The organism is Variovorax sp. ISS6, assembly GCF_056523145.1.
The window spans coordinates 5016685-5043301 of record NZ_JAWRZC010000001.1 but is presented as its reverse complement, the minus strand read 5'-3'; the positions used below and the strand labels follow the sequence as shown (position 1 = coordinate 5043301).

At 70.7% G+C, this 26617-nt stretch carries 27 protein-coding genes; 16 read left to right on the top strand and 11 right to left on the bottom strand.

All coding sequences use genetic code 11. The annotated features are described in order from the left end of the window. Positions 1-5 precede the first annotated feature (5 nt). Genes AC1HIL_RS23460 through AC1HIL_RS23440 form a run of 5 tightly spaced genes read left to right on the top strand, consistent with a single transcriptional unit; the run spans position 6 to position 4773 of the window. The gene (locus AC1HIL_RS23460; protein ID WP_057595700.1) at positions 6-227 is read left to right on the top strand and encodes a recombinase-like helix-turn-helix domain-containing protein; all 222 of its coding nucleotides are present in this window, start codon (positions 6-8) and stop codon (positions 225-227) included. Between the two features lie 10 nt (positions 228-237). Next, positions 238-1284, top strand: coding sequence for a Rieske 2Fe-2S domain-containing protein (locus AC1HIL_RS23455; protein WP_479670117.1), 1047 nt, complete (start codon positions 238-240; stop codon positions 1282-1284). A gap of 17 nt (positions 1285-1301) precedes the next feature. Continuing rightward, the gene (locus AC1HIL_RS23450) at positions 1302-2270 is read left to right on the top strand and encodes a PDR/VanB family oxidoreductase (protein WP_479670116.1); all 969 of its coding nucleotides are present in this window, start codon (positions 1302-1304) and stop codon (positions 2268-2270) included. Positions 2271-2315: 45 nt separating this feature from the next. Then, positions 2316-3422, top strand: a complete 1107-nt coding sequence (locus tag AC1HIL_RS23445; protein WP_479670115.1) for a porin — start codon at positions 2316-2318, stop codon at positions 3420-3422. 28 nt (positions 3423-3450) lie between these two features. After that, positions 3451-4773: an MFS transporter gene (locus tag AC1HIL_RS23440; protein ID WP_479670114.1), complete on the top strand. Its 1323-nt coding sequence runs from the start codon at positions 3451-3453 to the stop codon at positions 4771-4773. Here AC1HIL_RS23440 and AC1HIL_RS23435 read toward each other — a convergent pair. After that, the gene (locus tag AC1HIL_RS23435; protein ID WP_479670113.1) at positions 4770-5501 is read right to left on the bottom strand and encodes an ABC transporter substrate-binding protein; all 732 of its coding nucleotides are present in this window, start codon (positions 5499-5501) and stop codon (positions 4770-4772) included. The two genes, AC1HIL_RS23440 and AC1HIL_RS23435, sit on opposite strands and share 4 nt — an antisense overlap. A gap of 204 nt (positions 5502-5705) precedes the next feature. Here AC1HIL_RS23435 and AC1HIL_RS23430 point away from each other — a divergent pair, with 204 nt between their 5' ends. From AC1HIL_RS23430 to AC1HIL_RS23405, 6 genes are all read left to right on the top strand, one after another. Beyond that, positions 5706-6095 (top strand): response regulator, encoded by a 390-nt coding sequence (locus AC1HIL_RS23430; protein ID WP_057597945.1) that lies wholly within the window; start codon positions 5706-5708, stop codon positions 6093-6095. Then, positions 6095-6751, top strand: a complete 657-nt coding sequence (locus AC1HIL_RS23425) for a biliverdin-producing heme oxygenase (RefSeq protein ID WP_261207079.1) — start codon at positions 6095-6097, stop codon at positions 6749-6751. The genes AC1HIL_RS23430 and AC1HIL_RS23425 overlap by 1 nt, the downstream gene beginning before the upstream one ends. A 36-nt stretch (positions 6752-6787) precedes the next feature. Continuing rightward, positions 6788-9118: an ATP-binding protein gene (locus AC1HIL_RS23420; protein WP_261207081.1), complete on the top strand. Its 2331-nt coding sequence runs from the start codon at positions 6788-6790 to the stop codon at positions 9116-9118. Next, the gene (locus tag AC1HIL_RS23415) at positions 9111-9569 is read left to right on the top strand and encodes a response regulator (RefSeq protein ID WP_057593082.1); all 459 of its coding nucleotides are present in this window, start codon (positions 9111-9113) and stop codon (positions 9567-9569) included. The genes AC1HIL_RS23420 and AC1HIL_RS23415 overlap by 8 nt, the downstream gene beginning before the upstream one ends. Beyond that, the gene (locus AC1HIL_RS23410) at positions 9562-12081 is read left to right on the top strand and encodes a response regulator (protein ID WP_479670112.1); all 2520 of its coding nucleotides are present in this window, start codon (positions 9562-9564) and stop codon (positions 12079-12081) included. Before AC1HIL_RS23415 ends, AC1HIL_RS23410 begins: the two co-directional genes overlap by 8 nt. A 61-nt stretch (positions 12082-12142) precedes the next feature. After that, complete coding sequence (locus tag AC1HIL_RS23405; protein WP_057593084.1) at positions 12143-12784, top strand: LysE family transporter; 642 nt, start codon at positions 12143-12145, stop codon at positions 12782-12784. Between the two features lie 4 nt (positions 12785-12788). Here AC1HIL_RS23405 and AC1HIL_RS23400 read toward each other — a convergent pair whose 3' ends face one another. Continuing rightward, positions 12789-13199, bottom strand: a complete 411-nt coding sequence (locus tag AC1HIL_RS23400; protein ID WP_057593085.1) for a RidA family protein — start codon at positions 13197-13199, stop codon at positions 12789-12791. Between the two features lie 116 nt (positions 13200-13315). Here AC1HIL_RS23400 and AC1HIL_RS23395 point away from each other — a divergent pair, with 116 nt between their 5' ends. Next, positions 13316-14242, top strand: coding sequence for a LysR family transcriptional regulator (locus tag AC1HIL_RS23395; protein WP_479670111.1), 927 nt, complete (start codon positions 13316-13318; stop codon positions 14240-14242). Between the two features lie 13 nt (positions 14243-14255). Here the strand turns inward: AC1HIL_RS23395 and AC1HIL_RS23390 are convergent, their stop codons facing one another. Genes AC1HIL_RS23390 through AC1HIL_RS23380 form a run of 3 tightly spaced genes read right to left on the bottom strand, consistent with a single transcriptional unit; the run spans position 14256 to position 17300 of the window. Beyond that, the gene (locus AC1HIL_RS23390) at positions 14256-15080 is read right to left on the bottom strand and encodes a substrate-binding domain-containing protein (RefSeq protein ID WP_057593087.1); all 825 of its coding nucleotides are present in this window, start codon (positions 15078-15080) and stop codon (positions 14256-14258) included. A 49-nt stretch (positions 15081-15129) separates the two neighbouring features. Beyond that, positions 15130-16617 carry a sensor histidine kinase gene (locus tag AC1HIL_RS23385; RefSeq protein ID WP_064262270.1) on the bottom strand — a complete coding sequence of 496 codons (1488 nt, stop codon included), beginning with the start codon at positions 16615-16617 and terminating at the stop codon, positions 15130-15132. Continuing rightward, entirely contained in the window at positions 16614-17300 is a 687-nt protein-coding gene (locus tag AC1HIL_RS23380; protein WP_057593088.1) for a response regulator, read from the bottom strand. Before AC1HIL_RS23380 ends, AC1HIL_RS23385 begins: the two co-directional genes overlap by 4 nt. 200 nt (positions 17301-17500) lie before the next feature. Here AC1HIL_RS23380 and AC1HIL_RS23375 point away from each other — a divergent pair, with 200 nt between their 5' ends. From AC1HIL_RS23375 to AC1HIL_RS23365, 3 genes are all read left to right on the top strand, one after another. Beyond that, positions 17501-18394 carry an alpha/beta fold hydrolase gene (locus AC1HIL_RS23375; RefSeq protein ID WP_479670110.1) on the top strand — a complete coding sequence of 298 codons (894 nt, stop codon included), beginning with the start codon at positions 17501-17503 and terminating at the stop codon, positions 18392-18394. Between the two features lie 801 nt (positions 18395-19195). Next, a complete protein-coding gene (locus tag AC1HIL_RS23370) occupies positions 19196-21418 on the top strand; it encodes a M1 family metallopeptidase (protein ID WP_479670109.1) in 2223 nt (740 codons plus the stop codon). Between the two features lie 61 nt (positions 21419-21479). Continuing rightward, the gene (locus tag AC1HIL_RS23365; RefSeq protein WP_479670108.1) at positions 21480-21896 is read left to right on the top strand and encodes a hypothetical protein; all 417 of its coding nucleotides are present in this window, start codon (positions 21480-21482) and stop codon (positions 21894-21896) included. Between the two features lie 25 nt (positions 21897-21921). Here AC1HIL_RS23365 and AC1HIL_RS23360 read toward each other — a convergent pair whose 3' ends face one another. From AC1HIL_RS23360 to AC1HIL_RS23345, 4 genes are all read right to left on the bottom strand, one after another. Then, on the bottom strand, positions 21922-22338 hold the full coding sequence (locus AC1HIL_RS23360; protein ID WP_479670107.1) for a PaaI family thioesterase: 417 nt from the start codon (positions 22336-22338) through the stop codon (positions 21922-21924). 112 nt (positions 22339-22450) lie between these two features. Continuing rightward, a complete protein-coding gene (locus AC1HIL_RS23355) occupies positions 22451-23371 on the bottom strand; it encodes an alpha/beta hydrolase (protein ID WP_479670106.1) in 921 nt (306 codons plus the stop codon). Next, complete coding sequence (locus AC1HIL_RS23350) at positions 23361-23762, bottom strand: RidA family protein (protein ID WP_479670105.1); 402 nt, start codon at positions 23760-23762, stop codon at positions 23361-23363. Before AC1HIL_RS23350 ends, AC1HIL_RS23355 begins: the two co-directional genes overlap by 11 nt. Further along, positions 23762-24670, bottom strand: a complete 909-nt coding sequence (locus AC1HIL_RS23345) for a ferritin family protein (protein WP_057593097.1) — start codon at positions 24668-24670, stop codon at positions 23762-23764. Before AC1HIL_RS23345 ends, AC1HIL_RS23350 begins: the two co-directional genes overlap by 1 nt. A gap of 107 nt (positions 24671-24777) precedes the next feature. Between AC1HIL_RS23345 and AC1HIL_RS23340 the strand changes: the two genes are divergently transcribed. Then, positions 24778-25683 carry a LysR family transcriptional regulator gene (locus AC1HIL_RS23340; protein ID WP_479670104.1) on the top strand — a complete coding sequence of 302 codons (906 nt, stop codon included), beginning with the start codon at positions 24778-24780 and terminating at the stop codon, positions 25681-25683. Between the two features lie 22 nt (positions 25684-25705). Here the strand turns inward: AC1HIL_RS23340 and AC1HIL_RS23335 are convergent, their stop codons facing one another. Together AC1HIL_RS23335 and AC1HIL_RS23330 are read right to left on the bottom strand one after the other, a co-directional pair. Next, positions 25706-26056, bottom strand: coding sequence for a hypothetical protein (locus AC1HIL_RS23335; protein WP_296737016.1), 351 nt, complete (start codon positions 26054-26056; stop codon positions 25706-25708). 24 nt (positions 26057-26080) lie between these two features. After that, positions 26081-26527 (bottom strand): SRPBCC family protein, encoded by a 447-nt coding sequence (locus AC1HIL_RS23330; protein WP_479670103.1) that lies wholly within the window; start codon positions 26525-26527, stop codon positions 26081-26083. Between the last annotated feature and the right edge of the window lie 90 nt (positions 26528-26617).

Genomic DNA, 26617 nt, shown 5'->3' with positions numbered 1-26617 from the left:
ACCCCATGCCACAAGACCGCTACCTGCAACCGCACCAGGCGCGCCAGCGCCCGGCCACCACCTACGAAGACCTGCTGGGCGACGTGATCGAGCGCGCCTTCGCCGACGGCATCCACGACCTGCCGGGCCTGGTGCAGCGGCTCAACGACAGCGGCCTGGCCACGCCCGGCGGCCTGGCCTGGACCGAGGCGCTGTACCGCAAGGAAATGGCCACGCTGGCCGGCTGAGGAGACACCCATGAGCATCGCCATCCAACCCGTTCCGGCCGACCCGGTCGACCATCTGCTCGAGATCGGCCTCAAGGACCTCTGGTATCCGATCTGCCCCTCGCACTTCATCAAGGAGAACCCCGTCTCGCTGCGCCGCCTGGGCCGCAAGCTCGCGCTGTGGCGCGACGGCGAGGGCGTGCTGCATGCGCTCGAGGACCGCTGCCCGCACCGCGGCGCGCCGCTGTCGCAGGGCGTGGTGCTCGGCGACCGGCTCTCGTGCCCCTATCACGGCGTGGAGGTGCGGCACGACGGCGTGGTCACGCGCGTGCCCGGCAGCCCGGGCTGCAAGCTCGAGGGCTCGAAAGCCACGCGCCACTTCCACGTGCAGGAGCGAGCCGGGGCCGTGTTCCTCTACAACTCGAAGGAGCCGGTCGATACGCCGCCGCCGCTGGTTCTGCCCGAGCAACTGACCGACGACGCCGAGTACGCGAGCTTCCTCTGCTACACCGAGTGGAAGGGCGACTACCGCTACGTGCTCGACAACGTGATGGACCCGATGCACGGCACCTACCTGCACAAGCAGTCGCACTCGATGGCCGAGGGCGACTCGAGCGCCAAGTTCGGCATCCGGCCGACCGACATCGGCTTCGTGTTCGAGAAGGAAGGCCAGCGCAACGTCAACTTCGACTGGACCGAATGGGCCGACACCGGCATCCACTGGATGCGGCTGGAGATCCCGTATCCGAAGACCGGCGGCCCCGGCGGCAACTTCATCATCGTGGGCGCCTTCTCGCCGATCGTGAAGGGCATGACCGCCACCTTCTTCTGGCGCGTGCGCAAGCTGGCACCGGGCTGGCAGCGCGACACCTGGCGCTTCCTCTACCGCAACCGGCTCGAGGCGCGCCACTGGCACGTGCTCGAGCAGGACCGCGTGATGCTCGAGGAGATGGAGGCCGACGCCAACCAGCACGAGAACCTCTACCAGCACGACCTGGGCATCGTGCGGCTGCGCCGCCACATGCGCAACCTGGCGGTGGCGCAGCTCGCGCAAGCGGCCGAGCCAGCCACCGCCTGAGCGAGGAAGCGATCGCCATGTCCTCTCCCACGCTGAACGCCCTCGTGCACACGATGCGCTACGAGGCCGACGGCATCGTCAGTGTCGAGTTCCGGCCGGCCACGCCCGCGGTGGACTTTCCCGCCTTCGAGGCCGGCTCGCACATCGACCTGCACCTGCCCAACGGCCTGGTGCGCAGCTACTCGCTGTGCAATCCGGCCGGCGACCGCCAGCGCTACGTGGTGGGCGTGCTCAACGACCGCAAGAGCCGCGGCGGCTCGCGCTACGTGCACCAGCAACTGCGCGTGGGCATGACCTTGCCGATCTCGGCGCCGCGCAACAACTTCGCGCTCGAGGAGGCCGCTCGGCGCTCGGTGCTGGTGGCCGGCGGCATCGGCGTCACGCCCATCTGGTGCATGCTGCAGCGGCTCGCGTCGCTCGGGCGGCCGGTCGAGCTGGTCTATTGCGCGCGCAGCCGCAAGGAGGCGGCCTTCGTCGAGGCCATCGAGGCGCTGGCGCGCGAGAAGTCCATCGAACTGAGCTGGCACTTCGACGACGAGAAGGGCGCGCCGCCCGATCTCGCGAAGCTGCTGGCCGGGCGCGGCGACGACAGCCACTACTACTGCTGCGGTCCCACGCCGATGCTCGATGCCTTCGAGCGCGGCTGCGAGCAACTGGGCTATGCCAACGTGCACATCGAGCGCTTCGCCGCCGTGCAGGTGGAGGCACCGGCCGCCACGCAAAGCTGCGTGGTGGCCTGCGCGAAGAGCAAGCGCGAGGTCGAGGTGCCCGCGGGCAAGTCGATCCTCGACAGCCTGATCGATGCCGGCCTCGACCCCGACCACAGCTGCAAGGAAGGCGTGTGCGGCGCCTGCGAGACGGCCGTGATCGAAGGCGAGGTCGACCATCACGACGGCATCCTCACCAAGGCCGAACGCGCGGCCAACAAGACCATGATGATCTGCGTGTCGCGCTGCAAGGGCGCGCGCCTGGTGCTCGATATCTGATTCCCCCAAGGCCCCAGGCCAGAAGAAAACCACCCGAGACATTCCATGAAAAAGTACTTGCTCACGCTGGTTTCGATCAGCGCGGCTGGCGGAGCGCTGGCCCAATCCTCCCTCACGATCTTCGGCGTGGTCGATGCCGCCGTCACCTACACGCGCGGCAGCGGGCCCGGCGCGGGCAGCAAGACGCAGCTCGCGAACAGCGGCAACATGTTCAGTCGCCTCGGCTTCCGCGGCACCGAGGACCTCGGCGGCGGCCTGTCGGCGGGCTTCTGGCTCGAGATGGGGCTGCAGAACGACAGCGCGCTGGGCTTTCCCTCGAACTCGAACAACCAGGCCAGCGGCAACGGCACGCCCGGCGTGCTGAGCTTCAACCGCCGCGCCACCGTGAGCCTCGCGGGACCCTTCGGCGAGATCCGCCTGGGCCGCGACTACGTGCCGGCGTTCTGGAACACCGCGATCTACGACCCCTTCGGCACCGGCGGCGGCATCGGCGCCAACCAGCTCTACTTCTCGGGGCTGGGCGGCCTCACGGCGCCGACCGGCACGCGCGCTTCCAACAGCGTGGGCTACCTGCTGCCGGGCGGCCTCGGCGGCTTCTACGGCCAGGTGATGTATGCGATGGGCGAGAACGAGTCGACCTCTGTGCTGCCGGGCACCCTGGTGTCGAACAAGCGCGACGGCAACCACGCCGGCCTGCGCCTGGGCTATGCCGACGGCGGCTTCAACATCGCGCTGGCGACCGGCAGGACGCGCTACGCGAGCGGCGACCTGCGCGTGACCAACCTCGGCGCCTCCTACACCTTCGGCCCGTCGCTGATGAACCTCAAGCTCACGGGCGAGCTCTACGGCGAGTCGAAGGGCTCCACCGATGCCAGGGGCGCGCTGATCGGCTTCCACCTGCCGATCGGGCCGGGCGAGATCAAGGGCTCGTACGCGCGCTACCGGCTCGAGCCTTTCGGCGCGCTGCGCAACCCCACCTCGTCGAAGCTCGCGCTGGGCTACGTGCACAACCTGTCGAAGCGCACCGCGCTCTACGCGACCGTGGCGCGCATCAGCAACAGCAACGGCGCGGCCGCGGCCCTCACGGGCGCGATCACGGCGCCGAACCGGTCCTCGAGCGGCACCGAGTTCGGCATGCGCCACATGTTCTGAGGGCCGCATCGCGCGCCCGGAAAGTCCCATGCGAAGCCAGAGCAAGAACCTCCGCTGGTACGGCGTGATCACGCTGTTCCTGATCGTCGCGATCTCCTACGTGGACCGCATCAACATCGCGGTGCTGATCACCGACGCCGACTTCCTGCGCCACGTGGGCATCGCGCCGGACGACCGGGTGCGCCAGGGCTTCCTCGCGACGGCCTTCATGCTGGGCTACGGCATCTCGGCCTTCGTGCTCACGCCGTTCTGCTCGGCGCTGTTCGGCGTGCGGCGCAGCCTGATCTTCGGGCTGGTGCTGTGGGGCGTGGTGACCTGGGCCTCGCCGCTGTTCCACAGCTACGGGCTGCTGCTGGCCTCGCGCGTGCTGCTCGGCGTGTCGGAAGGGCCGCTGTTCTCGCTCGCCTCGTCCTACATCAAGGCGCATTTCCGCGGCGACGAGAACGGCAAGCCCAACGCCATCGTCAACATGGGCACCGGCCTCGGGCTGGCGGTGGGCTTTCCGCTCGTGGGCTGGCTGCTCGCGCAGTACGCCTGGGACACCTCGTTCCACATGCTGGGCGTGCTCAACATCGTGCTGGGCATTCCGCTGGTGCTGGCCTTCGTGCGCATGCCGGCGGGGCAGGGCGATGCGATAGCGCCGAAGTCCTTCGGCGACGCGATGGCGCGCGTGGGCGGCATCGTGAAGGGCGCGCTGCACACGCGCCACCTGTTCCTGATCACGCTGCTGACCTCGGCCGCGCTGGCCTACCTCTGGGGCAGCAGCAACTGGCTGCCGACCTACCTGCGCGAGGCGCGCGGCTTCTCGCTGCGCGAGATGGGCTGGCTGGCCTCGCTGCCGCAGTACGCGACCGTGCTCGCGGTGTTCGTGGGCGGCGTGCTGGTCGACCGGCTGGGCCGCGCGCGCGTGCCCTTCATCTTCATGGGCGCCAGCGCGGGCGTGGCGCTGTCGGTGCTGCTGGCGATCAGCGCGCGCGATCCCTACGTGGCGGCCTGCTGCCTGGTGGCGGCGAACTTCTTCTGGGGCCTGCAGAGCCCGGCGATCCCGAGCACGGTGCAGCACTGCGCGCGGCCCGAGCACACGGCCAGCGCCTTCGGCGTGACCAACGGCGTGGGCAGCCTGGTGGCCGGCTTCATGCCGGTGCTGATGGGCGGCGTGATCGGCGCGCTGTCGTCGGCCGGCGCGGCGGGCCATGGCGCGGGCGGCGGATCGGCGGCGGGCTTCTTCGCGGGCTTCGCGCTGCTGATCGGCACGCAGGTGGTGGTGTTCGGCTGCGGGCTGGCGCTGTGGCGGCGCGACCGGGCGCCGCGGGCGGCCGGCCTTGCGGAAGGGGTGTCCCGGGCTTCTTAGGGCGCGACGCTCGCGCCCTCGATGCCGTGGCGCCGCAGCGCCTCGGCCACGAAGCCGCTGGCCTTCATCTCCTCGACGAAGGCCGCGAGCAGCGCCTGGGCCTCGGCGCCGCGGCTGGCCGGCGTGCCCATGGCCTGCTGGATCACCATGAAGCGGCCCGGCAGCAGGCGCACGCCCGAGGAGCGGCGCGCCTCGGTCTCGAGCAGCTGACGGATGCCGGCGGCCACGTCGACCTGGCCCGCGCGCAGCGCCGAGAGCACGGCCTGCGCGCCCTGCACGCGCACGAGCTCGGCCCGGTGGATTTCGCGCGTGAGGAACAGGTCGTAGGCGCTGCCCGCGCCGACTCCGATGCGATGGCCGGGGGCGTCGACCTCGGCGTTGTCCTGCAGCGCCGAGCCGTCGAGCACCAGGTAGCTGCCCTCGATCAGCACATAGGGCGCGGTGAAGCGCAGGCCCTCGCTGCGCGCCGGGTCGATCGCGAAGAAGCCGATGTCGGCGCGCTCGGCCTTGACGGCGTCGACCGAGGCCGCGGCCTTGTCGAACACCACCAATTCGACGCCCACGCCCAGGCGGCGCGCGAACTCGTGGGCCAGGTCGATCGACACGCCCACCGGCTGGTAGCTCACCGGGTGCTTGTTGGCCAGGATCGGGTTGCCGAGGTTGATCGAGGCGCGCAGCGTGCCGCTGGGCGCGAAGGCGGAGACGAGGGCGGGGGAGATCTGGGTCATGGCGGTCCGTCTGGGGTGGCGCGCGGGCGGCGGGCCCGGCCCCGGAGTTTACGGGCGCGGCCGCCGGCCCGCCGGTTGCCGTGGTCCGGGGGGGCCGGGCGGCCGGATTTCCTACTCGGGGTGATGGTTCTCGCTCACCGGATATTCAGCGCCATCGCGTAGGCTCTCGCCATCCGAAAAAAAATACCGAGGCTGTCGCCCATCGTGCCGATCTCCACCTTTCTCGTCGAAGACAACCCCCTCATCCGCCACAACCTCATCGCCGCCATGGAGGACGAGGCCGACATCCTGCTGGTGGGCACGGCCGCCACCGAGGCCGAGGCCATCGAGCGGCTCGACGCCTGCGATCCGCCCTGGGAACTGCTGGTGGTCGACCTGTTCCTCGAGGAGGGCTCGGGCCTGGGCATCGTCAAGCGCTACCGCGAGCGCCGGGCCGGTCAGCGCGTGGTGGTGCTGACCAACTACGGCACCGACGACATCGCGGGCTGGGCGCGCGAACTCGGCGCCGACGCGGTGTTCGACAAGTCGGGCGGGCTCGACGACTTCTTCTCGTTCTGCGCCGGCCTCGGGGCCGAGGCCCAGGGCGCGCGCTGATGGCGGCACCCGGACCGGCGGCTTCGGTCGCGCTGCAACCGCTGCGCGAGGCCACGCGCGAACTGCACCATGCGCTCGACAGCCGGCTGCGCATCGGCGGCGAGGACGCCACGCTGGCCGACTATGCCGAGCACCTGCGCGCGCTGCGGCCCTGGCTGGCGGCCGTGCGCGACGCGCTCGCCGGCTCGGGCGTCGCGGCGCTCGAGGCGGTGGCGCGGCAGCTCGCGCTGCGCCTCGAGGCGCTCGAACTCGATCTGCGCGACGCGCAGGCGGCCGGGCCGGCCACGCTGCCGGCCTTGCCGGACACCGGCACGCTCGCCGCGCAGGCCACCGACCCCGGCTTCGCCTGGGGCCTGGCCTACGTGGTCGAAGGCTCGCGGCTCGGCGGCAGCGTCATGCACCGGCGGCTGGCCCCGCGGCTCGCGCCGCATCCGATGCGCTACTTCGCGCCCGTGGGCGCCGAGGACGGCACGCCCGCGCACTGGCGCCATTTCGTCGCCCAGCTCGGCGAGGCGCTGCGCGACGGCGCGGCCGTGCCGTCGGCGCAGCGCGGCGCGGTGGCGGGCTTCGAGGCGCTGATGCCGTGCTTCGGCCTCGGGCGCGACGGCGGAAGCGCGCCGTCGCCAAGCCGCGACGCCAACCTGCATGCCTCGTAGGAATCCGCCGACGAGGACGCCGCCGAGGCCGCTGGCATGATCGAACCGACCTCGATCCATTCCCCCTCCCACCCCGCGCCGACCGATCCGGCCTCGTCCTTTCCACCGAACGTGCCAGCTTCCCCCACGCCCTCGCAATCCCTCCCCGGCAGCGTCGACGCGGTCGATCTGTCGAGTTGCGATCTCGAGCCGATCCGCGTGCCGGGCTCGATCCAGCCGCATGGCCGGATGCTGGTGCTGGCGCCCGAGGGCCTGGCGCCGCTGGCCTGGAGCGACAACTGGCCCGAGGGCGAAGCCGCCGCGGCGGCGCGGGTGCTGCGCGCCATGGCGTTGCCGGCGCTGCAGCCCGGCGCCTCGCCGGTGTCGCTGGGCGCGCTCGACATCGCCGGCCACCTGCTCGACGTGGCGGTGCACCGCACCGAACAGCACCTGGTCGCCGAGTTCGAGGCCGCGAAGCCGGCCGCGGGCAACGAGGCGCCGATCTACGCGCTGAGCCGCATCCTGCTGCCCGCGCTGCAGCAGGCGGTCGACGTGGGCGAGCTCACCGGCCTGGTCGCGCGGGCGATGAAGCAGCTCACGGGCTTCGGCCGCTGCCTGGTCTACCGCTTCGATGCCGCGGGCCACGGCGAGGTGCTGGCCGAGGCCGCCGACGCGGGCTACGACAGCTACGTCGGCCACCACTTCCCGGCCTCCGACATTCCGCAGCAGGCGCGCGCTCTCTACCTGGTCAATCACTTCCGGCTGATCGCCGACGCCAACTACAGCCCGGTGCCGCTGGTCTCGAACGACGCGGCACTGGCGCCGGCCGGCATCGACCTGTCGCAGGCGCAGTTGCGCAGCGTGTCCCCGATCCATCTCGAGTACATGCGCAACATGGGCACGCTGGCCTCGATGTCGGTGTCGATCGTGGTGCGCGGCCGGCTCTGGGGGCTGATCTCCTGCCACGACCACGACCCGCGCTTCCTCGACACCGCGACCCGGCTGGCCTGCGAGCACATGGGCCAGCTGCTGTCGATGCAGATCGACGCCAAGGAAACCCACGGCGAGGTGGCCGAGCGGCTCGAGCTGCGCCAGCTCACCCTGCAGACCGTGTCGCAGCTCGCCGACAGCGACGCCACCCTGCGCCGCCTGGTCGACGAAGGCTCGCTGCTGCTGCGCGTGGCGCGCGCCACCGGCGCGGCCGTGGTGCTCGACGACGCGGTCTGGACCGTGGGCGACGTGCCGGCCGAGGCGCAGATCCAGGAGCTCGCGCACTGGATCGCGGGGCTCGGCGTCGAGGTCTACGAAAGCGACGCGCTGGCCGCGCATTTCGCGCCCTTCGCCGACTGCCAGTCGGTCGCGGCCGGCGTGCTGGCGATCTCGATCTCGCAGGTGCACCGCCACCTGATCCTGTGGTTCCGGCCCGAGATCGTGCAGACCGTGCAATGGGCCGGCGACCCGCGCAAGCCGATGGTGCCCGATGGCCGGCGCATGCATCCGCGGCTGAGCTTCCAGAGCTGGGTCGAGCACATCCGCGGGCGCTCCAATCCCTGGACCGGCGCCGAGCAGGGCGCGGCCGTCGAGCTGCGCCAGGCGCTGATCGGCATCGTGCTGCGGCGCGCCGAGGAGCTCGCGGCCGTGGCGACCGAGCTGGGCCGCGTGAACCGCGAGCTCGAGGCCTTCTCGTACACCGTCTCGCACGACCTGCGCGCGCCGATGCGCCACATCGCGGGCTATGTCGACCTGGTGACGCAGACCGAGGGCCAGCAGCTCACCGACCGCGCGCGGCGCTATCTCTCGCATGTGAAGGACGCGGCCGCGTTCGCGGGGCAGATGGTCGATGCGCTGCTCGACTTCTCGCGCATGGGCCGCGCCGCGCTGCAGAAGCGCGCGGTCGACACGCCCTCGCTGGTCGAGGGGCTGGTGCGCGAGCTGGTGCGCATCGAGCCCACGCGCGCCATCGAATGGCGCGTCGAGCCAGACCTGCCGCCGCTGTACGCCGACCCGCTGCTGCTGCAGGTCACGGTGCGCAACCTGCTGGCCAACGCGGTCAAGTACTCGCGCACCCGCGAGCCCGCCGTGATCACGGTGCGCGCGGTGCGCAATGCCGCCGGCACCGGCCTCGAGGTCGAGGACAACGGCGTGGGCTTCCAGATGAAGTACGTCGACAAGCTGTTCGGCGTGTTCCAGCGGCTGCACCAGGCCGAGGAGTTCGAGGGCACCGGCATCGGCCTGGCCAACGTGAAGCGGATCGTGGAGCGGCATGGCGGCACGGTGTGGGCGCGCGGCGAACTGGGCGCGGGCGCCTGCTTCGGCTTCGTGCTGCCGGGCGCGGAGGCGGATGGAACGAATTCGAGCAACGCAACTGACGGAGAAGAGGATGCTTAAGCCGATCCTGCTGGTCGAGGACGACAAGCGCGACCTGGAACTGACCCTGGTGGCCCTGGAGCGCAGCCAACTGGCGAACGACGTGGTGGTGCTGCGCGACGGCGCGCAGGCGCTCGACTATCTCAAGCGCGAGGGCGAGCATGCCGATCGCGCTGAGGGCAATCCGGCCGTGATCCTGCTCGACCTCAAGCTGCCCAAGGTGACCGGGCTCGAGGTGCTGCAGGAAGTGCGCGCCTCGGCCGCGCTGCGCAGCATCCCGGTGGTGATGCTGACCTCCTCGCAGGAGGAGTCGGACGTGCTGCGCAGCTACGAGCTCGGCGTCAACGCCTATGTGGTCAAGCCGGTGGCTTTCGACCGGTTCGTCTCGGCGATCGCCGACCTCGGGGTGTTCTGGGCCGTGCTCAACGAACCGCCGCCGGGGTCGCTCAAGGCCACCCGGCGCCATGAGTAGCGGCACGGCGTCCACGACGGCCCCCGACATCCTCGTCCTCGAGGACTCGCGCTTCGACGTCGAACTGCTGACCGAGGCGCTGGTCGCCGCGCTCCCCGGGGCGCGCGTGACCGTGGTGTGCGACGAGGAGGGCTTCACGGGCGCGCTGCAGAGCGCGCGCTACCAGCTGATCCTGTCGGATTACGAGCTGCCGGGCTTCTCGGGCGCGCATGCGCTCGAGATCGCGCGCGCGGTGGCGCCGCTCACGCCCTTCATCTTCGTCTCGGGCGTGATCGGCGAGGACAACGCGGTCGAGCTGCTCAAGCGCGGCGCCACCGACTACGTGAGCAAGGGCCGGCTGGCGCGCTTGCCGGTGGTGATGGAGCGCGCGCTCAAGGAGGCGGCCGACCGCGAGGCCAAGCAGGCGGCCGAGGCCAAGCTGCGCGTGGCCCACGAGATCTTCGGCGCCGCCGAGTCGCGGCGGCTGGCGCTGATCGAGCTCAGCGACCGCATCCGCGACATGGACGGCATCTGCGAGATCGCCTACACCGCCTCGCAGATGCTTGGCATGCAGCTGCAGGTGGACCGCGCGGGCTACGGCGTGGTGAACAAGGCGGCCGAGACCATCGAGATCGAGCGCGACTGGACCGCGCCCGGCGTCAAGAGCCTGGCCGGCACGCTGCACTTTCGCGACTACGGCAGCTACATCGACGACCTGCGCCAGGGCACGACGGTGGCTTTCGCCGATGCCCACGACGATCCGCGCACGCGTGCCAACGCCGATGCGCTCGACGGCATCGGCGCGCGCGCCGTGGTCAACATGCCGCTGACCGAGCGCGGCGGGCTGGTCGGGCTGCTCTATCTCAACCACGGCAGCGCGCGCGCCTGGTCGCGCGACGAGCTCGATTTCATCGGCGAGGTCGGCGAGCGCATCCGCTCGGCGATCGCGCGGCGCGAGGCGCAGCTCGAGCTGCAGGCCTTCGCCGAATCGCTGGCGCGCGAGGTCGAGGTGCGCACGCGCGAGCGCGACCGCACCTGGGAGCTGAGCCAGGACCTGCTGGGCGTGGCCAACGGGCAGGGCTATTTCGAGAGCGCTAACCCGGCCTGGGAAGAGGTGCTCGGCTGGAGCCGCCAGGAGCTGATGGCGATGCCGTTCCGCGAGCTGGTGCATCCGGACGACCTGGCCGCGACCGAGGCCGAGCTCGCGCGGCTGGCCCGCGGCGAGCGCACGCGCGGCTTCGAGAACCGCTACCGCGCCAAGGACGGCAGCTACCGCTGGCTGTCGTGGACCGCGGTGCCCGATGGCGGCCTCAACTACTCGGCCGCGCGCGACATCACCGAGCAGAAGGAGCGCGCGGCCGAACTCGAGGCCGCGCGCGAGCAGCTGCGCCAGAGCCAGAAGCTCGAGGCCGTGGGCCAGCTCACGGGCGGCCTCGCGCACGACTTCAACAACCTGCTGGCCGCCATCGGCGGCAGCCTGGAACTGATGCGCCGGCGCGGGCTCGAGGGCCGGCAGGCCGACCTCGAGCGCTACATCGGCGTGGCCCACGGCGCGGTCAAGCGCGCGGCCGCGCTCACGCACCGGCTGCTGGCCTTCTCGCGCCGGCAGACGCTGGAGCCCAAGTCGGTCAATCTCAACCGCCTCGTGAGCGGCATGGAGGACCTGCTGCGCCGGACCATGGGCCCCGAGATCGCGCTCGAGACCGTGGCCGCCGTCGGCCTGTGGAACGTGCATGCCGACCCGAGCCAGCTCGAGAACGCGCTGCTCAACCTGTGCATCAACGCGCGCGACGCCATGCCCGAGGGCGGCACGCTGGTGATCGAGACCGCCAACCGCTGGATCGACGCGCGCAGCGCGCCGGGCCGCGACCTGCCGGCGGGCCAGTACGTCTCGCTCACGGTCAGCGACAACGGCGTGGGCATGAGCGCGGAGGTCGTGGCGCGCGCCTTCGATCCCTTCTTCACCACCAAGCCCATCGGCATGGGCACCGGGCTCGGCCTGTCGATGATCTACGGCTTCGCCAAGCAGTCGGGCGGGCAGGTGCGCATCTATTCCGAGGTCGGCCAGGGCACCTCGGTCAGCATCTACCTGCCGCGCCACGACCACAAGGAGGAGAGCACCGCCGAGGCCGAGCAGGTCGAGACCGCGCCGCGCGCCGACCGTGGCGACACCGTGCTGGTGGTCGACGACGAGGCCTCGCTGCGCATGCTGATCGTGGAGGTGATGCAGGGCCTGGGCTATGCCACGCTCGAGGCCGGCGACGGCGCCGATGCGCTGCGCATCCTCGAGTCGAACCAGCGCATCGACCTGCTGCTGACCGACGTCGGCCTGCCCGGCGGCATGAACGGCCGCCAGGTGGCCGACGCCGCGCGCACCCTGCGCGCCGGCCTCAAGGTGCTGTTCATCACCGGCTATGCCGAGAACGCGGTGCTGAGCCACGGCCATCTGGCACCCGGCATGCACGTGATGACCAAGCCCTTCGAGATGGATGCGCTGGCGAACCGGGTCAAGGCGCTGATCGAGGCCCGCTGAGGGCAGGGGCGTTCGCCTGCCGCTAGCATCGGCGGGTCCGTTCGCCTCCGTCCCCAGCGCCATGACCCAACTCTCGCCCCTGCTGCTCATCGCCGGCGTCTACCTCGCCGTGCTCGCGAGCCCGGGCCCCAACTTCTTCATCCTGAGCCAGATGGCGCTCGACGGGCGCCAGCGCGAATCGCGCTACGTGGTGCTGGGGCTCACGACCGGCTCGATCTTCTGGGTCGTGCTCTCGCTCGCGGGCATGTCCACCCTGATGGCGCACCATCCGTGGCTGGCCTCGGCCGTGCGTTTCCTCGGCGCGAGCTACCTGGTCTGGTATGGCGCGAGCCTGCTGTGGCGGGCCGTGGCCCGCCCCGTGAAGACCGCCGCGGGCAGCGCCCGCCGCGCGCCCGCGGGCACGCGCCGCGATGCGCGCGGCGCCTACCGCGCCGGCCTGCTGACCGGCATCACCAACCCCAAGGGCGCGGCTTTCTGGACCAGCGTGTTCGCGACCCTGGTGCCCGCGCAGGCCGCGGGCTGGTTCTATCCCGCCACCATCCTCATGGTGGCGGTGCTCTCGCTGCTGTGGCACTTCGGCATCACCGTGGTGTTCGGCGCCGAGGCGATCCGCGCGCGCTACCTGCGCGTGGAGCGCTGGGTCGATGGCGTGGCCGGCGGCATGCTGGTCATGCTCGGCGTGCAGCGGATCGTCGCTCGTTAGCGTCTCAGGCGGCGGCCGTTTCCGGCAGCTTCGCGACCACCTTGATCTCGAAGTCGAAGCCGTAGAGCCAGGTCACGCCGATGGCGGTGGCCGTGGGATGGGGCGCCTCGCCCCAGAACTCGGCGAGCACGAGGTTCCAGATGCGCTCGAACTTCGAGGCCGGATCGACGATGTAGACCGTCACGTCGATCACGTCGGCGAAGCTGGCGCCGGCGGCCGCGAGCACGGCATTCAGGTTCTGGAAGGCCAGCCGGACCTGGGCCTCGAGCTCGGGTTCGGGCGAACCGTCGGACCGGCTGCCGACCTGGCCCGAGACGAACAGCAGGCCGTTGGCGCGCACGGCCGGCGAGTAGCGGTGAAGCTCGTAGAGCGCCTGGCGGCCGGCGGGAAAGACGACATCGCGGGGGGAAGACATGGGATTCACTTTCTTCGATGGTTGCGGATGCAGTGAATCTAGGTGTTCGCTCTTCGCGGATAAACGGGCAAGACGCACAATGACTGTTTGACAATCCCAAACAATCGGACCACGACATGGACCGTTTCGATGCGATGCAGGCCTTTGCGCGCGTGGTGGAAGCCGGCAGCTTCACCAAGGCGGCGCAGACCCTGCACATGAGCAAGACCACCGTGACCCAGCTGGTGCAGCAGCTCGAGGCACGGCTGCGCGTGAAGCTGCTGCACCGCACGACGCGGCAGGTCAAGGTCACGGCCGAGGGCACGCTCTACTACGAGCGCGTGGTGCGCCTGCTGGCCGACCTCGAGGATGCCGACACCCGCCTGGCCAGCGTCACGGCCTCGCCCAAGGGGCGGCTGCGCGTCGACGTGCCGGCCCCGCTGGCGCGGCTGATCCTGGTGCCGGCGCTGCCGGCCTTCCATGCGCGCCATCCCGAGATCCAGCTCGACCTGGGCGTGAGCGACCGCGTGGTCGACGTGATCGGCGACAACGTCGACTGCGTGCTGCGCGGCGGCGAGCTCACGGACTCCTCGCTGGTGGCGCGCCGCGTGGGCGACCTGCGGCTCGGCGTCTATGCCTCGCCCGCCTACCTGGCGCGCGCCGGTACGCCCGCGCATCCGCGCGAGCTCGAGGATTCGCATCACCGCATCGTCGGCTTCCTGCGCTCGCGCAGCGGCACGCTGGCGCCGATCGCGCTGTCGCGCGCGGGCGAGCAGCTCGCCCCGCGCGGCCGCCACGTGGTCGCGCTCGACGACGGCAATGCCTATGCCGCGGCCGGTGTCGCGGGCATGGGCGTGCTCTGGCTGCCGCGCTACATGGCGCAGGCGCACCTCGACAGCGGCGAGCTGGTGCCGCTGTTCGAGGACTGGGAAGTGGCCCCGATGCCGCTGTACCTGGTGTTCCCGCCGAACCGGCACCTGAGCGCGAAGCTGCGCGTGTTCATCGACTGGGTCGACGAACTGATGGCGAAGCATGCGCCGCTCGCCGTGCCGGGCGGCGCCTGAGGCGGCGCGCGCCTCAACGCGAAGCCAGCGGCTCCAGCCCCGTCTTCGCGATCGTCGGCGCGCTGGCCGGCGAGTTCAGGTAGCGGATCAGTTCGCGCGCCGCCTCGGGCTGCGTCGAGGCCGTGGCGATGCCGGCCGAGAACACCGTCACCTGCTGCACCTCGGCCGGCAGCGGGCCGACGTAGTCGATGCCCTCGATCGGCAGCAGCTCGCTGACCTGCTGCAGGCCCAGCGCGGCGTCGCCGCGCGCCACCACGCTGCCCACGCGCTCGCTGAGGATGCGGCGGCTCTTTGGCTTGACCTGGGCCTCGAGGCCGAGCTTCTTCAGCAGCTCGGTCTCGTAGTAGGTGCCGCTGGCGCTGGCCGAATAGGCGATCGACGGCGCCGCGAGCAGGGTGCGCTTGAGCGCCTCGACGCTCGAGATGTCGGGCCTGGGCGCGCCCTTGCGCACCGCGAAGCCGATCGAGGAACGCACCAGGTCGACCTGGCTGCCGGGCCGCACCTGGCCCTGCGCGACCAGCGCATCGAGCGCGGGCCGCGCCAGGATCACGACGTCGGCCGGCTCCCGTCGCGCGAGGCGGCTCGGGATCGAGTCGCTGGCATTGCCCATCGAGGCGCCGTAGGCGGTCTTCACCGCACGGCCGCTGGCCCGCTCGAAGCCGGGGCGCAGCTCGTTGTAGGCGGCCGTGAAGCCGCCCGAGGTCATCACGTGGAGCTCGGGCTTCGGTGCCGGGGCATTGCCGGCGGGGCTGCCGCAGCCCGCGAGCGCGAGCCCGAGGGCGGCGCCGAGCAGGGCGCGGCGCGTGAAGGCCGCGAGGCGGGGGCGCTGGATGGTCATGGGGTCTCCTGTGTCGATGTCGCGTCCGTCATCGTAGGAGCACCGGCTGTCAATCCGCCGTCAGCACGGCGCGGGTCTTCACCGAGGCCGTGGCGCCCGGCTCGATGCCTTCGCGCGCGAGCGGCAGCCGCACCGTCACCAGCAGGCCCGGGCCGGGCCGCGTGTCGCCGAGCACGATGCTGCCGCCATGTGCCTCGGTGGCCGAGCGCACGATCGCGAGGCCCAGGCCGCTGCCGGTCTGGGTCTGGTCGGGGTCGCGGAAGAAGCGGTCGAACACGCGCTCGCGCAGCTCGGGCGGAATGCCCGGGCCGCGGTCGGCCACGGTCAGCTCGGCCTGCGCGCCGTCGCGCCGGATGCCCACGGTCACGGCCGAGCCCGGCGGCGCGTACTTGGTGGCGTTGTCGATCAGGTTGTCGATCATCGACACCAGGCTGTCGCGATCGCCGGCCACCGGTGCCGGGTCGTCGCTCAGCAGCTCCACCTCCACGCCGCGCGTGCGCGCGAGCACCGACAGCGCGGCCAGCCGTTCCTGCACCAGGTCGTCCAGGCGCAGCAGGGCGGGGCGCGGCGCCGAGACCTGGGCCGCGCTGCGCATCAGGTGCAGCAGCTGATTCACCAGCCGCTCGGCGCGCGCGCTGGCGCTGACCACGCGCGCCATCAGCTCCTGCTGGCGCGGCGGCGGCACCGGCTCGGGCTGCGCCTGCAGGCCCTGCAGTGCCTCGACGTTCACGCGCAGCGCCGCGATCGGCGTGCGCAGCTCGTGCGCGGCATCGGCGATGAAGCTCTGCTCGCGCTCGATGCTCGCGCGCAGCCGCTGCATCAGCGCATTGAAGTTGTCGACCAGCGGGCGCAGCTCGTCGTGGCGCGTCTGCGTGGCCAGCGGCGCGAGCTCGCGCACGTCGCGCGACGCGATCTCGCGCGCCACCTTGCGCCAGGGCCGCAGCGCGAGCCGGATCGACAGCCAGGCCGGCAGCAGCAGGAAGGGCACGCTGATGACCAGCGGCAGGATGTAGTAGCCGCGCGAATGGAAGGTCAGCCACATCTGCGGGCCGGCCGGCAGCACCAGCGCGACGCGCGTGGCGCCGTCCTCGCTCTCCAGCGAACGCGTGCGCCATTGCTTGCCCTGCGCGGTCACGTCCTCGGCCACGCCGAGGCGGCTGTTGGCGATGTCGGTGGGCACGCCCTCCGAGTGGTAGACCAGCCGGCCGTGCTGCCACACCAGCAGGCTCGGCGAGAGCGAGGGATCGTTGTCGCTGCCCATGGTCTCGCGCAGCGCGGTGTCCATGCGCTGGAGGCTCTCGGCCAGCGCCGCGGGCCGGTCCGCCAGGTTGTGCGCCACCGACAGCACGCTGCGGTGCGAGGTGTCGACCATGCCCATGTCCTCGGTCAGCGAGGTGCCGAGCACCAGGCCCACCGCGATGCTCCACAGCAGCGTGAGCATCGCCACCTGCGCCAGCATCAGCCGGCGCACCAGCGTGGGCCGCAGCAGCCGGCGCCAGCCGCGCGGGGCGTCGGAGGCCGCCGCCGCGGCCGTCAAGACGGCGTTCCCGGCAGCTTCAGCGCGGCCTGGTCGATCACGTAGCCGATGCCGCGCACGGTGCGGATGTAGCCGTCGCCGATCTTGCGGCGCAGGTTCGAGATGTGGACCTCGAGCACGTTGCTGCCATGGGTCTGCCAGGCCGGCAGCACCTGCTGCTCGAGCATGCGCCGCGTGATCACGCGGTCGGTGCGCTTGATCAGCAGGCTCAGCAGCTTGAACTCGCTGCGCGACAGGTCCACCGGCTGGCCGTTGACCTGCACGCGCTGCGTCGGCTCGTGCAGCCACAGGCCGCGCACCTCGAAGGTCACGCCGTCGCTGCCGTAGCTGCGGCGCGCGAGCGCGCGCACGCGCGACAGCATCTCGGCGAGAACGAAAGGCTTCACCAGGTAGTCGTCGGCGCCGTTGTCGAGCCCGAGCAGGCGGTCGTCGAGCGCATCGCGCGCGCTGAGGATCAGCACCGGCAGCCGCGATTCGGCGCGCCGCACGTGCTGCAGCAGGCCCAGGCCGTCGCCGTCGGGCAGGCCCAGGTCGAGCAGCAGAAGGTCGCAGCCCTCGCCATCGAGGATGCGCCGCGCGTCCTCGATGCGGCGCACCCACACCACCTCCATGCCCTGCGTCTGCAGCGCCACCCGGATGCCGGTCGCGAGGTCGAAATCGTCTTCCACCACAAGAATCTTCATGAATGCAATCTAACCGGCGAAGCTGAAGGAATTCCTAAAGCTTCTCGACCAAGCCTGAAAGGTGCAAGGCAGGCCGAGTCGCCGAATCTTCAGCAGACCTTCATCTGCGCCGCCCACGATCCAGCAGGCTCGCGCGTTGCTTCACGGGCCGGTCCCCGGGGCCGGCTTCGCATCCTCCACGTCCTCTTCGCCTTTCGACGATGTCCCTCGACGCCATTTCCTTCCTGCCGCATTTCCGCTCGGCCCAGGCCCATGCGGCACTCTCGCGGTCGTACGACAGCGTGCTCGCGCGCTGGCCGGTGCCGGTGGAATCGCGCCATGTCGACACGCGGCGCGGCCGCGCCCACCTGCTGGCCTGGGGACCGGCCTATGGCGTGCCGGTGCTGCTGCTGCATGCCGAGGGCGGCAATGCCAGCACCTGGGTGCACATGGCCGGCGTGCTCGCGGGTGCGCTGCGCGTGTACGCGGTCGACATCGTGGGCGATGCCGGTCGCAGCGAGGGCCGGCGCCCGGCCAGCGAGGACGACTACTGCGACTGGCTCGAGGACGTGCTGATCGGCATCGGCCGGCCCAAGCTGGGACTGTGCGGCGCCTCCTTCGGCGCCTGGCTGGCCGCCGCCTACATGCGGCGCTCGCTGCGCCGCGTCTCCAGGCTCGCGCTGCTCGCACCGCCGCGCATCGGCCCGCGGCGCGTCGTTCCCGCCGTCTTCGCGCTGCTCGCGCGGCTGCATCCCTCCGACGGCAACCTGCGCCGCCTGCAGGCGCTGAATTCCTCGCCGCATGCCTGCCCGCTGTCCGACTGGGCGCTCGAGGACCTGCTCGTGCGCTGGCGCAGCCAGGGCGCCGGACCGCCGCGCGCCGCCGGCCTCAGCGATGCCGAGATGCGGCTGCTGCCGGCCGGCACCCGCGTGCTGCTCGGCGAGGACGATGCGCTGCATGCCGTCGACGTGGCGAGCCGGCGGCTGCGCGTCAACGCGCCGCGCGTGGAGCTGATGGTGGTGCCCGATGCGGGGCATGCGATCGAGTTCGATCAGGCGCAGCGGGTGGGGCAGATGCTGCTCGATCATTTCCGCGGACGCGGCTACGTGCTGTAGCGCGGTCCAAAGTCCGCAGCGGCGGCGGCGACGCGAACCAAAGAACGCGTGCGCCGCGATTGATGCAACTGCGCTGCATCAACGAAAAAGCAATGCGCTGTTGTCCGGGCGCATCGCGTCGAAGGCGCGGCGATGCGGATGGCGTGAGTCCATCTTCGTACCCCACGAAGCACCACGCCTCGTTGACTCCATTCTTCGTATGAAGCGCGAACAATTTGAGAGGGAAAAGTTCCGCGCTTCGTTGACGCGTGGGGGGAGCGGCAGTTAGAACTGTGCGCACTCGATGGAGGGAGAACGCGTGAAGATCTCGAACACCAAGCGCACATACTCCCGCCGTTGCGTCCTCGCTGCCGATCGCCTCGTGGCCGGTGCGGGAAGACGCAAGGCGGCCGATGGGGCCATGCCGAACGCGGCTTCGTCCATCGCGCGTCGCGTGCATCGCACGCGCGCCCTTCGCTGAATCGAACGCTCCGGCTCCTGGTGCGATTCGTCCTCCCGCTGCCCCGCGCATCGTCGGGTATGCACATCCGCTTCTTCCGCACGCCGAGTCCGCTGATGCCGCGGATCCTCGGCCCGCCGCATCGACCGCCGGTGCGGTCGCACGCGGCACGCGCTTGCCGCGTCCACTGAAACCGCTGCTCATGGCTGGCACTGCCTGCCTGTCGAACGATCGGTTCGACGGGAGGGTGGCGTCTTGCCGACGCGCGAGCCTTTCACCCCCTTAACCCGCGCGCGTTCCATGCAGGAGCCGGCCACACGCCGGCAGGTGCAGGACGGCGCATGTCCCTACAAGAGGCGATCATGAAGAAATTTCTCAAGCCCGCAATCCCGTACTTTGCCATCGGTGCAGTGACCCTTGCCGCGCTCGTGGCTTGCGGTGGCGGCGGTGGCGGCACGCCATCGTTCGGCGGCACCGGCGCGGCCCCCGACACCGGCAACGTGGTGGCGCAGAACGGCGACGCCAACGCGCCCGACGACGGCAATCCCTCGGCCGTGCCCGACGCGGCGGCGAACGGCAACATCGATCGCTCGGCCCAGCCGATGGAGCTGCCCGACACGGTCTGGCCGAAGAACTACAAGCTGTGGTTCCGGCCCGATGCGGCACTCAAGACCTTCACGGGCCGCGGCGACGTCGAGATCGAGGTGCTGAAGCCGGTCGATGCGATCGTGGTGGCCGCGCACGACCTCAAGTTCGCCAACGGCCGCACCACGCTGCGCAAGCTCTCGAGCCCGGGCGAGGCGATCGCGCTGATCCCCACGCCGCAGACGCGCGGCGACTTCGTGCAGCTGCGGCTCAACGACGGCCAGATCGCGAAGGGCAAGTACCTGCTGCACATGGAGTGGGACGGCAAGATCCAGTTCTCCGATGCCGAGTACTGCCCGCCGGCCGAGATGATCAAGAACCCGCTGTGCTCGGCCGCCACCGGCGTGTTCAAGGTCGGCCTCTCCACGCCCGAGGGCGTGAGCAGCGATGCCATCGTGACGCAGGGCGAAACCAACTTCGCGCGCCAGTGGTTCCCGGGCTGGGACGAGCCCGCGTTCCGCCATACCTTCGAGATCTCGGCCGAGGTGCCGGGCGACTGGAAGACGGTGTCGAACGGCGCGCAGAAATCGCAGACCCGGCTGCCCGACGGCTACCAGCTGGTGTCGTTCGAGAAGACGCCCTCGATGCCCATGTACCTGACCTTCTTCGGCGGCGGCAAGTTCGACATCCTCGAGGACACATTCAAGAGCCCGCTCGACGGCAAGACCATGCCGCTGCGCTGGTTCACGCCGCCCGGCCGCTCGACCTGGGCCACCTTCGCGATGGAGTGGACCAAGGTCGCGATGGACTACTACTACAAGTACACCGGCATCCCGCTGCCCTTCGACAAGTTCGACACCGTGGCCGCCAACGACAGCTACGACAACAAGCCCAACACCGGCTTCGGCGGCATGGAGAACTGGGGCTCGATCTTCGAGTTCGCCGACTCGGTGCTGACCAAGCCCGGCGACACGCCCACGCTCTATTCGGTGACGGTGGTCACGCACGAGGTCGCGCACCAGTGGTTCGGCGACCTGGTCACGCTCGACTGGTGGGACAACGTGTGGCTCAACGAGTCGTTCGCGCGCTGGTTCGAACGGCGCACCACGATCAAGTTCCACCCCGAGTACTACAGCTTCTCGGACTACGTGCTCGACAAGCACAGCGTGATCGTGGCCGACCTCAAGAACACGGCGGTGCCGGTGCAGCGCAACCTCAACGACGCGGGTTCGTTCGGCTTCATCAGCCCGTCGATCTTCGTCTACAACAAGGGAAGCCACGTGCTCGAGACGATCCAGAACTACATCGGCGAGGAGGCAATGCAGAAGGGCCTGCAGATCTACCTGAAGGACTATGCCTATGGCAACGTCACGCCCTCGCGGCTGTGGAGCTCGCTCGAGAAAGCCACCGACAAGAAGGTGAGTGCCATCGGCGACAGCCTGATTCGCCAGACCGGCGTGCCGCTGCTCACGGTCGACGCGCAGTGCGCGGGCGACCGCACCTACGTGGCTATCACGCAGGAGTCGTTCCCGAACCAGAACCAGTACCCGGCCTCGACCTGGACCGTGCCCGTCACGCTGGCCTATGGCGACGCGATGGCGCAGCGCAAGACCTTCGTGATGGACAACAACCGCACCAACCTCGAGCTGCCGGGCTGCACCGCGGTGCTGGCCGGGCCGACCGGGCAGGACTACTACGTGAGCAACTACAGCGCGGGCTCGTGGAGCGCGCTGCTGGCGCAGGCGCAGAACTTCGCCGGCAACAAGCCGCTGCTGCTGAACATCGAGCGCGATGCCTTCCGGCTGCTCGGCGTGGGGCGCATCACGCAGGCGCAGTACGACCAGATCAAGGGCGTGCTGAACCTGCCGACCGCGCTGCTGGCCAAGACGCAGGAGAGCCAGCAGAAGATGGCGGCGGTGGATGCGGGCGCCAAGGAGGAGTACCCGCATGCGCTGCGCTTCCGGGGCAGCCTGAAGCTGCGCGAGAACCTCCAGCGCTGACGGCCCGAACCCGCCGGGCGACGTGCCCGGTGGGCCACCCATCTTTCACCGGAGACCATCGATGAGCACATGGAACAACGCACCGCGCGCGCTCGCGTGCATCGCTTGCGCGCTGCTGCTGGCCGCCTGCGGCGCGCGCGGCGGCCCCGAGGCCGAGCTGGTCGGCGTCTATGCCGTGAAGCAGGGCGGGGCGCTCAAGGAGCTGATCAAGATCGAGCGCCAGGGTGGGCGCTACGTGTTGCGCGACAAGGTGCGCACGCCCGACTGGAGCGAGCCCAAGATGCAGCTCGCGCCCGCCACGCGCGACGACTGGCAGCGCATCACCACCGACGGCACGCGGACGGAATTCGTCGGCATGAAGAGCGAGCAGCTCGCGCTGTTCAAGGTGCCGCCGGGCTGGGAGAAGAACGGCTTCCGGACCTCGACCGGCTACTTCCTGTTCTATTCGCACGGACCGGTCGAGGCCTACAAGCTCTGAGCGCGACGCCCGCGTGGGCGCTGGCTCAGGCCGGTAGGGCGAATGTCGCGACCGCGGTCGCGAGCGTCTGGCCGGTGGAGGCCAGGTCCATGGTCACGCGCGCGAAGGCCAGCGAGCGGCCCGAGCGCACCAGCTCGGCATGCGCGAGCACGTCCTCGCCGCCGCCCGCGCGCATGAAGGTCATGTGCAGGTCGACCGTGGCGATCGGGCGGCGCCCGCGGCCGTCGGTCCAGATCGCGAAGCACATCGCGCTGTCGGCCAGCACCGAGAGCGCCTGGCCGCCGAAGATGTTGCCCTCGCGCGTGGCCTGCTCGCTGGCCGGCATGCGCAGCGTGGCCTTGCCTTCGCCCAGCGATTCGACGCTGACGCCGAGGCTGCGCACGCAGCCCGGCAAGGCGGTGGCGAGGACGTCCCTGGCTTCTTCGAGGGTGAACGCGGTCATGGCTGGAGGTCTTTCCGTGGTCGATGCGGTGGAGGGAGGCCGCGCGCCGGCGCGGCGAAGGCCGGCAGCGTACCGCACCGGCGCGGCGCGATCGATTCCCCGAAAGAGATAGTCAGCCGCGCACCGACTCGAGGAAGGCCAGGATCTCCTCGCCCAGCCATTGCTCGCCGCTGTCGAAGTGGGCCATGACCGAGACGTGGTTGTGCCCGGGCAGGCTCAGGTGGCGCGGCGCGTGGCCCCGGGTCTCGGCCATGCGCCAGGCGAACTCGGTCGCGTAGACGTCGAGCAGCGGGTTCTCGTATTCGGCATGCACGACGAAGGTGGGCAGCGCCAGCCGGTGGGCATGCGCCATCGGCGACAGCGCGTCGTAGGCCGCGGCGTCGTCGCCGAAATAGGCGCGCACGCCGGCCGCGTTCGGGTTCTCGGGCCGCGCGTCGGCGCGCAGCCGCGCCGACACCAGCACCAGCGCGCGCAGGTGCCGGCCCATGAAGCCCAGCGAGGGATCGCAGGCATAGCTGGCCGCATGCGTGCCGCCGGCCGAATGCCCGATCAGGCAGATCGCGGCGGGATCGCCGCCGTGCCCGGCCGCATGGCGCGCGACCCAGTCGCAGGCCGCGGCCACGTCGAGCGCGCCCTGCGGATGCATGGCCTCGGGCGCGAGCCGGTATTCGACGTTGATGCCCACGCAGCCCCGGCGCGCGAACCAGCGCAGCACGTTGCCGTACATCGCGGCGTTGATGTCCTTGGCGCCGCGCACGAAAGCGCCGCCATGCACGAACACGATCACCGGCGCGGCCCGCGCTCCGCGCGGCCGATAGACGTCGAGCACCTGCCGCGGATGCGCGCCGTAGGGCAGGTCGCGCACGACCTCGCAGCCGTGGGCGGGCGCGGCCAGCAGCAGCGGCAGGTAGGCGGCCTTCACGCGGTCGCCGGCCGCGCGGATGTCGGCCTGCCAGGCCGGGCCGGTCTCGCGCAGCATCCGGTCGATGGCTTCGGAGCGTCCGTCGGGGCGCATGCCGTCTTCAGTCGGCACGGAAGGCCGAGGCCTCGACCTCGATGCGCCAGGCCGGCTGCGCGAGCGCCTGCACCACGAGCAAGGTCGAGGCCGGGCGCGCCTCGCCGAGGAAGCCGGCGCGTACCGGGCCGAGCCGCGGCAGGTCGGCGGCGTCGGTCAGGAAGGTCGTGACCTTGACCAGGTGCGACACGTCCATGCCGGCCGCGCGCAGCACGGCCACGAGGTTGGTCCAGGCCTGCCTGGCCTGCGCCTCGAAGCCCTCGGGCAGCGTGCCGTCGGCCGCGGTGCCGATCTGGCCCGCGATGTGCAGCCAGCGGCCGGGCCCCTGGGTGACGATGCCGTGGCTGTAGGCGCCGACCGGCGGCGCGACGTCCCCGGGTGCGATGAGGGTGGCTGCGGTGCTCGTCATCAATGCACCGCGCCGTCGAGTTCGGGAATGAACGGGATCTCGACGCCATAGGCGCCGATGTCCTCGCGGATCTTGTCGACCCCGCGCTTGATGATGCCCATCTCCTCGTCGGGATGGGTGGCGCCCAGGCCGTGGTCGGCCGCCAGCGCGCGGTTGCGGCCCGAGCGCCGGCGTTCGTCCTCGGGCAGGTTGACCACCGCGTAGACGCCGTTGAGCAGGCTGCCGCGCAGCTTCTTCGCGACCTTCTCGCCGATGGTGCGCTTCTCGTCGGCCGGCAGTTCGCTGAAGAAGCGCCGCATGATGATGCGGCCGAACTGGATGTGGCGCGCCTCGTCGCGCAGGATCAGCCGGCAGGCCTCGCGGATCGAGCCGAAGCGCGCGTTCTCGTAGCGCGCCTGCAGCAGTTCGCCCGAGAGCTGCTCGAACAGCGTGTTGACCGAGAGGCCCGCGAAGAAGCTCATCGCCTTCTCGTCCTTCTCGTCGTGGAAGCGCGGGATGATGTCGCGGAAGTAGTCGGCCCGCGGCGTGGGCTCGTAGGCCGCGAGGTGCTCGGCGATGCGGAAGCTGGCCTCGTGGTGGCGGAACTCCTCGGCAATGAAGTTCGTGATGTGCTGCTTGATCTCGAAGGGCTGGTGGCCAAAGATCGCCTCGCGCAGCCGCTCGGCGCCGTAGGGCGTGGCGCCGTGCTCCATCCAGGCGCGCAGGCTCCACCATTCGGCGCCGGCCTGGCGCACCTCGGGCGGCAGCTCGGCCTCGCGCAGGTCGGCGTAATCGATGTCGGCCACCGGGTCCCAGGCCAGTTCGCGCGCCTGGGTGCACAGGCGCCAGACCTCGGGGTATTCGACCTTCGAGACCACGGGATAGGGGTTCGGCACGGAAGGAATCTCTTCGAGCAGCGAGGCTTGCATGGGCGGTGTCCGTCGTGGGTGGGGAAAGGCCATGCTAGGAAGGCCGCGCTCATACATCCAATACTGTTTAAAGTGGCTCGTCATTCGCCGCAGCTATCTCCACGCCCATGTTCGAATTCAGACAACTGCGCCAGTTTGTGGTGCTGGCCGAGGAACTGAACTTCGGCCGCGCCGCGATCCGGCTCCACATGTCGCAGCCGCCGCTGAGCGTGGCGATGCGCAATCTCGAGGAGCAGCTCGGCGCGGTGCTGTTCGACCGCAGCCGGCACCACGTGCGGCTCACGCCCGCGGGCCAGGTCTTCCACAAGGACGCGCAGCGCCTGCTGCAGCAGGCCCAGGCGGCCGGCGAACGCGCGCGCCGCGCGGCGCAGGGGCTGGAGGGTTCGCTGCGGCTCTCGTTCGTGCCGAGCGCCGCGCTCGACGTGCTGCCCGCGATCTTCAAGCGCTTCCAGCACGACTACCCGACCGTGCAGCTGCGCCTCACGGCCGAGACCACCGCGCGCCAGCTCGAGGACCTGCGCAAGGGCGAGGTCGAGCTCGCGCTGGTGGTGGGCCCGGTCTACGAATCGCGCGGGCTGGTGCTGGTGGACCTGCAGGCGCAGAAGTTCGTGATCGCCGTGCCGCGCAGCCATCCGCTGGCGGCGCAGCGTTCGGTGAAGATCGAGGCGCTGGCGGCCGAATCCTTCATCTCGTTCCCGGCCGCGGAGGGCGCGGGCTTCGTCGCCGCGCTGCTCGGCGCCTGCCAGGCGGCGGGCTTCCTGCCGAAGGTGGTGCAGGAGGCCGCGCAGATGCAGTCCATCCTCACGCTGGTCGCGGGCGGCCTGGGCATCGCGCTGGTGCCGGCCGCGATGCGCGTGCTCGCGATGGCCGACGTCGCCTTCCTCGAGATCGCCGGCGCGCGGCCGCCGCCGACCTACCGCCTGGTGTTCGCGCATGCGAGCGGCAACGACAATCCGGTGGTGCAGTCGTTCCTGGCGGTGGCGAGGAAGGCGGTGGAGGGGGCGGGGCGATAGGGCGCGCGAAGACCGAGTCGCCTCAGTCCCACCAGCAATAGAGCGGGTTTCCGCAGACGCCGTGCGCGCCGAGGCTGTCCGCGTCCGCGCCCCAGAAGCAGTAGTACAGGTCCTCGTCGGGTTCGTAGACCAGCCAGTAGCCTTCGGATCGCGCGAGAAGCCAGCCCGAGATCCGCGACCCGAGTTCGCGATGGGCGAATCCGGGCGCCGCGACCGTGGCCGACACCATCTCCGCCCCGGTGGCATGTTCGCGAATGCTGGACCGCAGCCGCTCGAAATACGCCCCCTCGTCCTCGCCCTGAGGGACGATGATTCCCGAGGTGTCGGACAAGGCGGCTTCGAGCTTCGGCCAGTAGGGGTGGGCGTGGTTCATTCCGGTGGCGCCAGCGAGGGCGTCTCAACCCGGAATATCCGGCTCCACCAATTGCGCCAGTGCCACCAAAGACTCCTGCCAGCCCAGGTAGCACATCTCGACCGGAATCATCTCGGGAATGCCTTCCTGCACGATGGCCACGTCGGTGCCGCAGGACACGGCGGTCAGCGTGACGGTGGTCTTCATCGTGCCCGGCAGGTTGGGGTCGTCGAAGCTCGCGTCGTAGGCCACGCGCTGGCCCGGCACCAGCTCGAGGTACTTGCCGCCGAACGAATGGCCGTGGCCCGAGCTGAAGTTGGTGAAGGACATGCGCCAGCTGCCGCCGACCACCGGCTCCATCTGGTGGACCTTGCCGGTGAAGCCGAAGGGCGGCAGCCAGCGCTCGAAGGCGCCGGGTTCGGTGAAGGCGCGGTAGAGGCGCTCGGGCGGGGCGCGCAGCACGCGGTGCAGGCGGACGGTGTGGGTAGCCATGGTGTGTTCTCCTGGTGAAGTGGTGCGGAGGACGACCCTCCACTGACACGACGGACGAGCTCCGGACGGATCGACACGAATCCGAAATTT

Coding starts and splice junctions, on each gene's coding strand:
- AC1HIL_RS23350 (WP_479670105.1), bottom strand. CDS start 23,762: ATGACGAGCACCGCAGCCACCCTCATCGCACCCGGGGACGTCGCGCCG.
- AC1HIL_RS23335 (WP_296737016.1), bottom strand. CDS start 26,056: ATGAACCACGCCCACCCCTACTGGCCGAAGCTCGAAGCCGCCTTGTCC.
- AC1HIL_RS23455 (WP_479670117.1), top strand. CDS start 238: ATGAGCATCGCCATCCAACCCGTTCCGGCCGACCCGGTCGACCATCTG.
- AC1HIL_RS23400 (WP_057593085.1), bottom strand. CDS start 13,199: ATGTCTTCCCCCCGCGATGTCGTCTTTCCCGCCGGCCGCCAGGCGCTC.
- AC1HIL_RS23390 (WP_057593087.1), bottom strand. CDS start 15,080: ATGACCATCCAGCGCCCCCGCCTCGCGGCCTTCACGCGCCGCGCCCTG.
- AC1HIL_RS23375 (WP_479670110.1), top strand. CDS start 17,501: ATGTCCCTCGACGCCATTTCCTTCCTGCCGCATTTCCGCTCGGCCCAG.
- AC1HIL_RS23340 (WP_479670104.1), top strand. CDS start 24,778: ATGTTCGAATTCAGACAACTGCGCCAGTTTGTGGTGCTGGCCGAGGAA.
- AC1HIL_RS23440 (WP_479670114.1), top strand. CDS start 3,451: ATGCGAAGCCAGAGCAAGAACCTCCGCTGGTACGGCGTGATCACGCTG.
- AC1HIL_RS23365 (WP_479670108.1), top strand. CDS start 21,480: ATGAGCACATGGAACAACGCACCGCGCGCGCTCGCGTGCATCGCTTGC.
- AC1HIL_RS23380 (WP_057593088.1), bottom strand. CDS start 17,300: ATGAAGATTCTTGTGGTGGAAGACGATTTCGACCTCGCGACCGGCATC.
- AC1HIL_RS23330 (WP_479670103.1), bottom strand. CDS start 26,527: ATGGCTACCCACACCGTCCGCCTGCACCGCGTGCTGCGCGCCCCGCCC.
- AC1HIL_RS23410 (WP_479670112.1), top strand. CDS start 9,562: ATGAGTAGCGGCACGGCGTCCACGACGGCCCCCGACATCCTCGTCCTC.
- AC1HIL_RS23425 (WP_261207079.1), top strand. CDS start 6,095: ATGGCGGCACCCGGACCGGCGGCTTCGGTCGCGCTGCAACCGCTGCGC.
- AC1HIL_RS23420 (WP_261207081.1), top strand. CDS start 6,788: ATGATCGAACCGACCTCGATCCATTCCCCCTCCCACCCCGCGCCGACC.
- AC1HIL_RS23435 (WP_479670113.1), bottom strand. CDS start 5,501: ATGACCCAGATCTCCCCCGCCCTCGTCTCCGCCTTCGCGCCCAGCGGC.
- AC1HIL_RS23415 (WP_057593082.1), top strand. CDS start 9,111: ATGCTTAAGCCGATCCTGCTGGTCGAGGACGACAAGCGCGACCTGGAA.
- AC1HIL_RS23405 (WP_057593084.1), top strand. CDS start 12,143: ATGACCCAACTCTCGCCCCTGCTGCTCATCGCCGGCGTCTACCTCGCC.
- AC1HIL_RS23360 (WP_479670107.1), bottom strand. CDS start 22,338: ATGACCGCGTTCACCCTCGAAGAAGCCAGGGACGTCCTCGCCACCGCC.
- AC1HIL_RS23460 (WP_057595700.1), top strand. CDS start 6: ATGCCACAAGACCGCTACCTGCAACCGCACCAGGCGCGCCAGCGCCCG.
- AC1HIL_RS23450 (WP_479670116.1), top strand. CDS start 1,302: ATGTCCTCTCCCACGCTGAACGCCCTCGTGCACACGATGCGCTACGAG.
- AC1HIL_RS23345 (WP_057593097.1), bottom strand. CDS start 24,670: ATGCAAGCCTCGCTGCTCGAAGAGATTCCTTCCGTGCCGAACCCCTAT.
- AC1HIL_RS23445 (WP_479670115.1), top strand. CDS start 2,316: ATGAAAAAGTACTTGCTCACGCTGGTTTCGATCAGCGCGGCTGGCGGA.
- AC1HIL_RS23395 (WP_479670111.1), top strand. CDS start 13,316: ATGGACCGTTTCGATGCGATGCAGGCCTTTGCGCGCGTGGTGGAAGCC.
- AC1HIL_RS23370 (WP_479670109.1), top strand. CDS start 19,196: ATGAAGAAATTTCTCAAGCCCGCAATCCCGTACTTTGCCATCGGTGCA.